Source organism: Stieleria sp. (assembly GCF_041595215.1).
Classification (GTDB): domain Bacteria; phylum Planctomycetota; class Planctomycetia; order Pirellulales; family Pirellulaceae; genus Stieleria; species Stieleria magnilauensis.
This window is the reverse complement of record NZ_JBFHKV010000118.1, coordinates 1-12371: the sequence shown is the minus strand read 5'-3', so window position 1 is coordinate 12371 and position 12371 is coordinate 1. Positions and strand designations below refer to the sequence as shown.

Below are 12371 nucleotides of genomic sequence, written 5' to 3'. Positions count from 1 at the left end.
TTGACGGCTTGAGCGGAAAGAAACGGATCTGGATCCGCGGCCAATTTCGCTAACCACTGCTTGGACCGCTGATCAGCTAGATCGCGCGCGAGCGCGACGGCGGTTCGTCGCAACGGCAACTGATCGGGCGCCGTTTCGGTCGCCGCGTACGCCAACAGCGGAAGAGCACCGGCCGGTCCCAGGCGACGAATTTGGGTTTCGTTGAGGTGCTTGGCTTTCGTTTTTCCGATCGGCGCGAGCAACTCCGACATGGCGTCGGCCAATTCGCGGTCGCCCGGATCTCCGATGGCCAACAACGGTAATTGCCAAACCTTGGTGGTGGAATCGCAGACGCCTTTTCGTTCCACGTTCTGCTCGACGTCGATGGACACGGTTTCGCCCGGCTGCACGGCGTATCCGTTGGCACCCACGGTCATCTGGGCCGGCGGGTTTCGCAGCGAGTTGGAATCACACGACGCGACGTTGTCTCCAACGCTGCATTGAAACTCCGAGGAACTGGGACAAGCCATCGACGCGATGATGGGCGTCGCTTTCTGTCGCAGGGCGAAATCGATTTCGATCTCACAATCCTCCGGAGCCAGACACCAAATCTGGCCCTTGACCAATTCGATCTCGGTCGTGTCGTGCAAGACGACTTCACCCGCTTCATTCAAACGGATCTTTCCCTTGTCCGACGTCTGCAGTTCACACAGGACGGTTGGCTGAGTCCGTAGACGTGATCCCTTGGCCAGGGGCGTTACATCGGAATGCTCAATGGAGTCCCACGCCGCACTGCCCGGGTGCTGCACTTGCACGACGCCGGTGGCACGAATCAAGGTCGCGACAATCGGAGTCTCCGTTGCCGGCCGTTCGGCAACTCCCTCGTCGACTGCCCAAGGAACCCCGTTGCGGACGACAAGCGAAGTGACCAAGAAACAGACGGCGGTGGCGAGGGCGACGACCACCCAAATCGATCGCGTCCTCGGCCGGACAGTCGGGCAAGCAACGTGATCGCCGAACGATGATTCAATCGCAGCGACCGCCTGATCCACTCCGTCCAGACGCAGCGCCGATCTGAGCTGCGTGTCCAAGGCATTCAGCGATTCCCAGTCGCGACGACACTCGTCGCATTGAGTGAGGTGGTCCCGCACCGCATCGGATTGCGCGTCCGCTAATTCTTGGTCCATCAGCGGGCCGAGCAATGAACGCGATTGTTCGCATGACATCATGATGCACCTCCCGTTGTCGTCAATTCGGCTTTTAAACTTTGCCGAGCGCGATGGAGACGGTCGCACACGGTTGATCGTGCGATGCCCAGCCACGCGGCGATCTGGTCATACGTCATGTTTTCGTAGTAGTACAACAAGATGATTTCACGTTGCGACTGGGGCAGAGCACGGATCAATCGCATCAGGTGTTCTCGTTGATCGCGGTCAGCGGGCTGGTCGGCGGTCGCGTCGTTGGCGATCGTTTGGACGTCGACCGGATCGGTGCGCCGGATCTGTTGGCGGCGAATCATATCGACGCAGACGTTGTGGGCGATCCGTCGCAGCCACCCTCCGACCGCGTCACGGGTGCGGAGTTCGGGAAAGTGCTTGAGTGCCCGCGCAAAGGTCTCTTGCACCGCATCTTCGCTATCGGAATCAGAAATCAGCCGCGCCTGGCAGAACGCGTAAATCCGTCGGTACCAATGTTGGACGTCCAACCGGTTCGGCGAGGTGTCGCTGGTCTTCCCCGACGTCGACGCCATCGGGGTGGAGTTTCTGTTCAATGCGGCTGAAGCGGTTTCGAAGGGCGGTTGTCTCTCAGACGGCTCAGCGGACGTCCCAGACCGGCACGATCTTCAGAAAAATGTCAAAAGAGTCATTCTTGGCCGAACGCCGTGTTTTTCTCCGGTCCGTCGCCGGCGCCCGTGCGACTGAAACAATGTAACCCAACAGACGTTCAGACGGGCGTTTTCGATTTCCCAACGGAGCGATGTCATGCGTAAGATTTTTATTCTCTCACTGGTCATCACACTCGTCGCCGTGATCGCGTCCCAAGCACGCCGGTCGTCCGCGGAACCCGACTCGACCAACCGGCCTTCGGATCCGTCGGCGATCCTCCATTCCTCCAACGACTCGACCGACGACGACAACTTGATTGTCCACGAGTGGGGAACATTCACCACGTTTTCCGGCAGCGACGGCGTCTTCCTCGACTTTCGCCCCTTGGCCGCCGAGCACAGCGATCTGCCAGCCTATGTGCTGGACCGAGGCTCGTTCTCCCCGTCCAGATACTTTGCAAAAAATCGGTTGTGGGGACGGGTGCGAATGGAAACACCGGTCACCTACTTCTACACCGATCGCGTTCGGACCGTCAACGTGCGCGTCGATTTCCCCGAAGGCCTGCTGACGGAGTTCTATCCGCCGGTTCAATCGATGCTGCCCGCGATCGACCAGGAGAACATCTTTGGCAAAGGAGAATTGATCGGCAAGTCGAGCTTGGATTGGGGACAGGTCGACCTGATCCCGATCCGGCAACTGGTCCCCAATCTAGCCGACAGCGACAAACGACAAGCCATCGCCGACGACTTGGTCCAACGCCTGTTGCCACATGGCGTGAACGAACAACACTATGCCCAAGCCCGAGCGACCGATTCGGCGCTCGTGCACGTCCGCGGAAAAACAGGCACGCACCAACCGGACTCGGGACACTTCGAAAAGTTTCTGTTCTATCGTGGCGTCGGCAAGTTTCAGCTCCCGATCTCCGCCCACTATCAAGATTCATCGATCGTGTTGGCCAACGACGCTGACTTGCCGATCCGATCGGCGATCCTGATCGACGTCGACGGTGACGAAATCAAAGCATCACAACTCGCTCGCATCGATTCCGCCCAGAGATTGAGTTTCGATCCAGTCCGTCCGGTCAGCGAACAAGCCCTGGCCGAAATGGTGCACGAGAGTCTCGTGGCGGAAGGGTTGTATGAAAAGGAAGCCGCATCGATGGTCAAGACCTGGCAACATTCGTGGTTCACCGAAAATGGAACCCGCATTTTGTACATGGTTCCCACACCGATCACTGATGAACTGTTGCCGTTGCACGTGACCCCGGCACCGCAAGAAACCCTGCGAGTCCTGGTGGGGCGGATGGAGATGATGTCGCCGCAGGCCGAACAACAGATGATCGACGTGGTCGCACAAAGTGTCCGCGATCGTTCCGCTCACCTTGCCGACCAAAAAGACCGAGCGACGAAGTTGCCTTACACCGTCCCCACGGCGGTCCGTGACTTCGGACGCATGGCCGAACCCGCGCTGGTACGAGTCAGCAAGATCGCCGGCGACGAGAAGGTTCGCTCTGAAGCAACGTTGCTCGCCCAACAGTTGCAAAACGAGTCGATTCGGTAAGTCCGTCCCGGTGCGACACGCCTCGGCTCAGGCACGGGGCGTCGCCACCAGCCGTCCGCCATGCCACGCCCACGGGCGTGCTTGTGAAAAACCTCACAAAGCAGCCGATTTTCCCCTTATTCGATTTCTAAGGTTTTTCACTTGCCCTTAATCGCCTTCGGCGTATGATTGAGTGCGTGAAGTGGGCGGCAATTTCGGCTCGGTTGCTGCCGTCCTGCTTGACGGTGAAGCTGTACTGACAGACCTGTACTGATAGACACAGCGACGCCACGTCAACGCGAACTTATCTCACTCTCCGCAGGGCTCCGTTTCGCCGACCACATCGGCTGGTCCCGCCAACCGTTGGCGTGCGAAACGGGACTCTCCTCGGGCCGATTCGGCGACCCAATTGGAGCGCCGAATGCGACGCGGTCGTGTCGACCGATCAGGTTGATACCGCGCAGAGATCACCCGTCCAGGGATGGTGGCCTTTTCCGAGGGGAGAACCAGTTATGGTTGGACCGAGCGGAAACGATCAACCGACCTCGGCATCGGATGATGCCAAGGACCGACTGATCCGTCCAAACGCGAACGTGCTGGGTGCGTTGCGCGATCGAGCCGTCGAAGAGCGTCGGTCGTCAACGAGTCATCCGGCGCGTGGTTTATCGAGTTATCGCAATTGCCCTGCCTTCGGATTGTTGCAACACGCCGCCGAGCAGTTGCCCGACCGATTGGCGTTGATTTATGGCAATGCGCGGTGGACGTACCGCGATTTGAATTCAGACGCGGTCCGCGCCGCAGCGATGCTGCAACGCCTGGGCGTTCGGCCGGGTGATCGCGTCGGATTGTTGTTGCCCAACGTTCCCGAATACATCATTGCCGCCAACGCGATTTGGCGTGCCGGCGGCATTGTGTTGGCGATCAGTCCGCTGATGGTTCCCGGTGAAGTCGATGCGTTGCTGCGAAAAACCAAGTGTCGACATGTCATCTGTTTGGATTTGCTGTCTAATCTCCTGCCGGACACCACGAGCGAAACAGGGGGGCGGCAATCACCGCTTCAAACGACCTTATTGGTCTCGATTCGCAAACAGTTGCCGGCGCATGAGCAACTCGGGTACCTGATCAAGCGTGGTTACCAGTGGTTGCAAGCGCGGCCGCAAAGCTCCAGCAATCGTGTCGGCTGGTTTTGGGAAGAAATCTCGACGATCGAACGAGCCTGGCAGCCGATCACGATCGATCCGGCTTCGGATCCCGCGTACATTCTGCCGACCGGCGGAACGACCGGATCTCCGAAGGCAGTGACGTTGAGTCACCAGAACATGGTCGCCAACGCCTGGCAGCAATACGTCTGGACGCGACGTTCCTTCGGTGAGGAAACGATGCTCGGTGTGCTGCCGTTCTTCCACAGCTACGGCATGTCGGCAACGGTGATGGGCGGCGCGGCGATGGCCGCAACGCTGGTGTTGCACCATCGTTTCAACACCAACAAGACGATCCAGTTGATCGAGACGCATCGGCCGAGTGTGTTTCACGCCGTCCCGGCGATGCTGGTGGCGATGAACGCGCGGTTGCGTGAATACCCCAGCGACAAATTGGATTCACTGCGCTGGATCATCTCCGGCGGTGCGTCATTGGATGAATCGGTGGCCCGTGAATTTACAGAACATTGCCGCTATGGACATGATGAAACCCAATTCAAAGGGCCTCAAGTCGTCGAAGGATTCGGGCTTAGCGAAGCGTCCCCGGTGACCCATGTCGGTCACTTGTTCCAGGAACCGATCTATGGACGCATCGGATTGCCGTTGCCGATGACGGAATGTCGGATCGTGGATGCCAACGCCGAACCCGGTGAACCGGAACGCCCGGTTCCCGACGGAGAAGTCGGCGAGCTGTGCGTTCGTGGTCCACAGGTCATGCTCGGTTATTGGGGCGACCACGAAGCGACTCGCATGGCGATTCGCGACGGCTGGCTGCACACCGGAGACTTAGCGATCCGGCATGACGACGGCTGGTACAGCATCGTGGGTCGGAAAAAGGACCTCATCATCACGTCGGGCTTTAACGTGTACCCGAGCGAAGTCGAGTCGGTGTTGTGCCAAGCGGAGAACGTCAAGGATGCAGCCGTGGTGGCCATGCCCGACGAGATTCGCGGCGAGGCGGTCCACGCTTACATCGTCACCGTCGATGGATCGCCACCTGATGTCGAAGCCTTGGAAGCGCACTGTCGCGATCATCTTTCGGCACACAAACGGCCGCGGGCATACACCCACTGTCCGGACGATTTACCACGAAACTTCTTGGGCAAGGTGATCCGCCGCGAGCTGCGAGAAACGCAGAGCGCAGACAACTAGGAGCATGTCGATGAGTCAATCAACATCCAATTCACAACCGATTGCCGTGATCGCCGGTGCGCGCACGCCGCTGTCCAAGGCCTTTACCGATTTGGCGGACGTCAGCGCCGTGCAACTCGGCACCCATGCGGTCACCGCTGCGGTCACCCGCGCGGCCGCCCAAACCGATGCGATGGACATCGACCAGGTCGACGAGTTGGTGATGGGCAACGTGGCCGGCCCACCGGATGCGGCAAACATCGGCCGCGTGATCGCGCTCTCGGCCGGTTTGCCCAAAGAACGCATCGCACACACCGTCAATCGGAATTGCGCCTCCGGAATGGAGTCGATCTTTGCCGCCTGGGATTCCATCGCCCGCGGTCGTGCGTCGATCGTCGTCAGCGGCGGAACCGAATCGATGTCTCAGGTCCCGATGCTGTTTCGACGCGATGCGGCCAAGAACTGGATGCGGTTGGCACGCAGCAAAACGATCTGGCAAAAGCTGCAAACACTTGCCGCGTTTCGGCCGCGACATTTCAAACCCGTCGTCGGAATTCAGCTCGGGCTGACCGACCCGGTGTCGGGATTGAACATGGGCGAAACGGCCGAGGTGCTGGCCAGAGAGTTTGGGATCACACGCGAGGAGCAAGACGCGTTTGCGGTGTTGAGCCACCAACGCGCTTCGGCGGCGCGCGAAGAATGTTTCTTGTCGGGCGAAATCGCCGAGATCGAAACCAAACACGGCGTCGTCGCCAAAGACAACGGCCCGAGAGACGGACAATCCCTCGAACAACTCGCCCGCTTGAAACCCCTGTTCGACGCCGGGGGAAGTGTGACCGCGGGCAACAGTTGTCCGTTGACCGATGGCGCCGCGGCGTTGGTGTTGAGCGACCTTTCCACGGCCGAGCGATTCGAACAACCGCTGGGCTACATCACCGACTACGCGATCGCCGGTTGCGATCCCCATCGCATGGGCTTGGGGCCGGTTTACGCGACAGCCAAGCTGTTGGCCAAGAGCGGCATGTCGCTGGCCGATTTTGATTTGATTGAACTCAACGAAGCCTTTGCCGCACAGGTGATCGCCTGTGAGATCGCGGCGGCTTCGAAATCATTCGCATCCCAGGAATTGGGACGCCGCCAACCGCTCGGCGAGTTGTCGCGCGACGTGATGAACATCCACGGCGGCTCGATCGCCTTGGGACACCCCGTCGGAATGACCGGAACGCGGCTTGTCTTGACGCTGCTGCGGGCGCTGCGGAAACGCGGCAAACAAGTCGGCCTGGCGACGTTGTGCGTCGGCGGGGGCCAGGGAGTGGCCATGATCGTCCGAACCCATCTCGAGGACTGAACGATGACTCATCAAAATCTCAGCAACTTCAAGCTCTCCCTGGACGATTCCGGCATCTACCGAGTCGCGCTCGATGTTCCCGGCCGACCGATGAACGTGTTGGACGAAAACGTGATGGGGGAACTGGAACAAATCGTCAACGAATTGGAAACCCGCGGTGACGTCAAACTGGTGGTTTTCAAAAGCACCAAAGAGAGTGGCTTTCTAGCGGGCGCCGACGTGGAGGCGATTGAATCGATCCGGTCCGCCGAACAGGCCGATCACTTGATGAAGCAAGGGCAACAGCTCTTTGAGCGGATCGAAAAACTGCCGATGACGACGCTCGCCGTGTTGCATGGTCCCTGTCTGGGCGGCGGCCTCGAACTCGCACTCGCCTGCGACTATCGAATCGCCCGCGACAACAGCAGCACCAAAATCGGTCTGCCGGAAATCAAACTCGGACTGATCCCCGGTTGGGGTGGCACCCAGCGATTGCCCCGACGCGTCGGACTCAAGCACGCCCTGTCGATGATATTGACGGGCAAACACCTGTCGGCGCGCGAGGCCAAGCAGATCGGCTTGGTCGATCGGGCGATCTCGCCGGACCGCTGGCGGGACGACGTGGTGCGGGTGATCGATACGCTGGTGCGCGGCGGATCATTGCGTCGCAAGCTATTGAGCACCGGGTGGATCGGCCGTGGGGTCGAGCGACTTCCACTGGTGCGAAACATGATGGTTTCGGTGACGGAGAGACGTCTGGCCGGTAAGTCGAAACATTACCCGGCGCTGGGTGCGGCGATTCGCGCCATCGTCGACGGCTACCGCCAGCACGTCGATGGCTTTGAAACCGAACGCCGCGAATTCTGTCAGCTGATCAATACCCCGACCTGCCGCCAATTGTTGCGACTGTTTTTCTCCCGGGAACGCGCCCGAGACATGCAAACCTGGGCGCCCCAATCGCTACGTCTGATTCACGGCGACCCGATTCGTCGATTGGGTGTGATCGGCGCCGGTGCGATGGGAGCGGGGATCGCTCAGGCCGCCGCCATTCGCGGCTACGGCGTGCACATCAAGGAGGTCGATGACGAGGCGGCGCATCAGGGTTCCGCACGCGTCGATCGACTGATCTCAAAGTACAGTCGGCACAAACAGTGGAACGAATTTCGTGAAGGGGAACTGCGTGATCGCATCACCATCGGAACCGATTACCACCTGTTTGCCAACGTCGACTGCGTGATCGAAGCGGTCGTCGAACGGATGGACGTCAAGCAGCGCGTGCTGGCTGACGCGGAAAAGGAACTCGGCAAATCCGCAATCCTCGCCACCAACACGTCCTCGCTGTCGGTGACGGAGATGGCCCAGTCGCTCCAGCGCCCCGATCATTTCGCCGGCTTGCATTTCTTCAATCCGGTCCATCGCATGGAATTGGTCGAAGTGGTGCGTGGCGAACTGACCAGCGACGCGACGATCGCCCAACTGGTCTCCTTGGTGCGAGCATTGGGCAAGACACCCATCGTCACGTCCGATTCGCCGGGGTTCCTGGTCAATCGTATCCTGTTCCCCTACTTGGGCGAAGCCATCTTGATGGTCCGCGAAGGGCAGGACGTCGGAACGATCGATCGTGAACTTCGCCAGTTCGGGATGCCGATGGGGCCGCTTCAATTGCTCGATCAAGTCGGTTTGGACGTCGCACTGCATGTCGCCCGATCGCTCGAGGTGGTGATGAGTGACGTCGACGACGTGATCGAAGTGTTGTCGCCACTGGTAGCGCGGGATCAAATCGGGGTGAAGTCAAAGCGTGGATTCTATGACTACCGTGGTAAGAAACCACAGCCGCGACAGACGTCCGAAGTCGTGGATTTTATGGTGGAACCGGCACCGCCGGAACGTTTCACCCCCGACGGGCTGTCCGACATTCAGCGACGGCTCGTGTATCCGATGTTGGCCGAAGCCATCCGCTGCGATGACGAACGAGTCGTCGAGCATTCTTGGGCGATCGACCTGGCCATGGTTCTGGGAACCGGGTTTGCCCCTCACCGGGGCGGCCCGCTGAGCGTGGTCGAGCAAATCGGTACGCAGACCGTGTTGGCAAACATGGAACTGCTGCGTTTGCAACACGGCGAACGATTTACTCCACCGGAAAAGCTTTTACTGGGAGCGAAACAATGAGCTTAGAAATCGATCCAACCACGACCAACGCGACCACGCCGGTGGTGTCCTCGGGCACTGCACCTGTCAAGCCATCGAGGACGGACGACGAGCGGCAAACCGATCACGCGGAACCAGAAACCGCGTCCGAAAAGCCGACCGAGTCGTTCGCTGAGATCGCACTTCGACTGGGCGGCGCTTCGGTCGACGAGGCGCAGCGCACCGGCGTGATCGATACCGCCGACGATCAGGTCGAAGATCTGTTCGCCGAGCAGCACAAGACGACTCACAGCCCGATCCACCGGGCGGTCTGGGATCGTCACGTGCCGACGGAGTTGTTCGCGCCCAATCTCGCCTTGCCCAGCGGTGACGTGGCACGCGTCGTCGATCGATCGTTGAGCATCGTGCGGACGCATCGCAAACTTGGTTCGTTGATTGATGGTGACGGCAAGATCAGTGACGAGGTGCTGCAGGATCTAGGCGACGCCGGTTACTGGGGCTTGTTGGTGGGGCGCGAGTACGGCGGTTCGGGCGCGACGATGCGTGATTTCGCCAGGATGATCACGCAAATGGCCACGATCGATCCGACCGTGGCCGGATTGGCATCGGTTCATGGATGTATCGGCGCGGTCGACCCATTGCGTGCGTTCGGCAGTGAAGACCAAAAGCGTCGTTTTTTGCCGGGACTGGCCGACGGAACCCGGCTGTCGGCGTTCGCGCTGACCGAACCGGGCGCCGGAAGCGACTTGACGGCGTTGCGGACGACCGCCGTTCGCGACGGAGAGGACTATGTCGTCAACGGAGAGAAACTGTTCATCACCAACGCGACCTTTGGCCGAACGATCGGATTGGTTTGCAAAATCGATGGCGTTCCGAGTGTCCTGATCGTTGAACTGCCGCAGCAGGAAACCGATTCGTTTCGAATCAATCGTTATGGGATCTACGCGCTTCGGCGTGCCCAGAACAACGGGCTGGTCTTTAAAAACTTCCGTGTCCCGGCGGCAAATCGATTGATCCCGCAACGGGGAGACGGTTTGACGATCGCCTACCACGGTCTGAATCTGGGGCGTGTCTCGTTGTGTGCCAATGCGGCCGGCGCGATGCGTTGGATGTTGGCCGAAATGTTGCCCTGGGCCCGCTACCGGGAAACGTATGGGCAAGCGATCGAAAAACGCGAACTGGTTCGCCGCCGTGTCGGACACCTGGCCGGGCTGATCGTTGCTTGCGATGCGTTGACGCACTGGTGTGCTAATTTGCTGGACCAAGGTTACCGTGGCGAAATGGAGTGCATCATTGCCAAGATCTTTGGCAGTGAAGCTCAAAAGGAGGCGGCGATCGAGTTGTTCATGAAGACGCATGGAGGCCGATCGTTCTTGGCCGGACACTTGTTTGGAGACAACGTCCATGATTTCCTGGCCCCGTGTATCTACGAAGGCGAAGGAGAGATGTTGGGGATGGCGTTCTTCAAGTCGCTGGTCAAGCAACATGGCAAGCAGCACTTTGAACCGATCGGACGGACGCTCCATGAACGGGGCATCAAAACGCCCAACCTGGCCAACCCGGCACATTTGTGGGCGCTGCGTCGTCCGATGTTGGGCTACGCGAAATGGTATCTCGGCCGCACGATGCGTCCTTCGCGTTGGAGCAAACTTCCCAGCAACACCACGTCGAAAGAACTCGACCGGCATGTCCACTTCGCGAAACGCTACTTGTCCGCAAGCGGGATGGAGATCAGCGGTACGATGCGTCAGCACCAATTGAAACTGGCGGACCGTCAATGCCGGATGTCGGCGCTTTCGCTGCAGATCCAAAACGCGGTCACGATGCTGGTGACGGCCCTGTATGCCGCCGGTCAAAACGATCCGGTCACGCGTGCGGCCGCCGACACGGTTTGTCGTGAACTGAAGCGTCGTATTACGGGAGGGCATCCGAGCGACAGCGATTTTCGTCAGGTCACGACGCTGGGAGCGACGATCGCCGAGGAAGGTTGGAATGAGTTGCTCGGCGTCGAAGCGGGGGCGATTCTACAGGGGTACAAGTGATGCGTGGCACGGGGGTTTCCGCACGGGACAGGTGTTATTGCACGGGACAGGTGTCTCCGGTTTCGGACGGCGCCCGTCCGGGCCGCAGCGAACGTCGTTGCGGCGACCATTTTCCGCTCGCTGCTTGGTAGAAGGAACCATCAATGAAGATGATTGAAGCCACGGACAGGAACCAAGTCTTGTCGATGGGTGGACAAGTCAACTGCGACAGCAACCGTCGCGCGGTGATCGCGCTGGGCGGTGGCGGCGCGCGGGGGCTCGCACATTTAGGTGTCATGGAGGCGATCGGTGAATCGGGAGTTCGAACCGAGCGCATCGTTGGGGTCAGCATCGGCAGTTTGATGGGCGGCCTGTGCGCCGTCGATTCCGACATCAAACAGGTGCAGGCCAAAGCGATCGGACTCCTGCATTCACCGGTCTTTTCAGAAAAATGCCGGCAGCTGATGGCGGCCGCTTCGAAGGTCTCGGCCGGCAGCCGCAATCAGTCGCAACAACTCGGACCGGCCGATTGGTTCGGGCTGTGGTACCGTCGTTTGGAACGCATCATGCGGCACGGCCACCGCTTGACGAAGATGGTGCGTGGGCCGTCGATCCTCTCCGATGAGATCTTGCACGAAGCGATCGACGCCTTGGTTCCCGATATCGATTTGTCAGAGACACAGATCCCCTTGAGCATCGTCGCGGCGGACCTGAAAAGTGGTCATCGTGTCGTCTTGGAACGCGGCCCGCTGCGAAAGGCGATCTTGGCATCCACTGCCATCCCCGGCTTTTTTCCTCCGATCCCATGGGACGACATGTTGTTGTCGGACATCGGCGTGTTGGATGCGATCCCGTTGTCGATCGCAAAATCCTATGCGTCGGATCTGACGATCGGCGTCGATGTCGGCAGTTCGGTGCAGCGGATCGACACCTTCGGGACCGCGATCGACGTGGTGATGCGGATGGAAGAAATCGGAGAGCGACTGTGTCGTCGCCACTCGTTGCCCCACGCCGACATTCTGATTCGACCCGACGTCGGTTACCGACCGTGGTACGATTTCACCGAACCCACCGCGTTGATTCAGTCGGGATTGCAGGCGGCCAGAGCGGCCCTGCGGCACATGACCCCCGCCAGCACCGCATGTTGAACCAACCCACGCGTCTAACGCTGTGAAGTATTTTTTAGCGGTAGGGCGCGAGC

General features: G+C 59.8%; 8 protein-coding genes. 6 read left to right on the top strand and 2 right to left on the bottom strand.

Going from position 1 to position 12371, the window contains the following annotated elements; all coding sequences use genetic code 11:
* Positions 1-1208 (bottom strand): zf-HC2 domain-containing protein (locus tag ABX749_RS07005; RefSeq protein WP_372895339.1); only part of this gene is annotated, 1208 nt, incomplete at its 3' end.
* Entirely contained in the window at positions 1205-1729 is a 525-nt protein-coding gene (locus tag ABX749_RS07000) for an RNA polymerase sigma factor (RefSeq protein ID WP_372895338.1), read from the bottom strand. The genes ABX749_RS07005 and ABX749_RS07000, both read right to left, overlap by 4 nt.
* Before the next feature lie 232 nt (positions 1730-1961).
* Here ABX749_RS07000 and ABX749_RS06995 point away from each other — a divergent pair, with 232 nt between their 5' ends.
* The 6 genes from ABX749_RS06995 (at position 1962) to ABX749_RS06970 (ending at position 12318) form a co-directional block, all read left to right on the top strand.
* A complete protein-coding gene (locus tag ABX749_RS06995) occupies positions 1962-3365 on the top strand; it encodes a hypothetical protein (protein WP_372895337.1) in 1404 nt (467 codons plus the stop codon).
* Between the two features lie 491 nt (positions 3366-3856).
* The gene (locus ABX749_RS06990) at positions 3857-5695 is read left to right on the top strand and encodes an AMP-binding protein (protein WP_372895336.1); all 1839 of its coding nucleotides are present in this window, start codon (positions 3857-3859) and stop codon (positions 5693-5695) included.
* Positions 5696-5705: 10 nt separating this feature from the next.
* Complete coding sequence (locus ABX749_RS06985) at positions 5706-7022, top strand: acetyl-CoA C-acyltransferase (RefSeq protein ID WP_372895335.1); 1317 nt, start codon at positions 5706-5708, stop codon at positions 7020-7022.
* Positions 7023-7025: 3 nt separating this feature from the next.
* Complete coding sequence (locus tag ABX749_RS06980) at positions 7026-9170, top strand: 3-hydroxyacyl-CoA dehydrogenase NAD-binding domain-containing protein (protein WP_372895334.1); 2145 nt, start codon at positions 7026-7028, stop codon at positions 9168-9170.
* On the top strand, positions 9167-11191 hold the full coding sequence (locus ABX749_RS06975) for an acyl-CoA dehydrogenase family protein (protein ID WP_372895333.1): 2025 nt from the start codon (positions 9167-9169) through the stop codon (positions 11189-11191). Before ABX749_RS06980 ends, ABX749_RS06975 begins: the two co-directional genes overlap by 4 nt.
* A 143-nt stretch (positions 11192-11334) precedes the next feature.
* Complete coding sequence (locus tag ABX749_RS06970; protein ID WP_372895332.1) at positions 11335-12318, top strand: patatin-like phospholipase family protein; 984 nt, start codon at positions 11335-11337, stop codon at positions 12316-12318.
* The last annotated feature ends 53 nt before the right edge of the window (positions 12319-12371 follow it).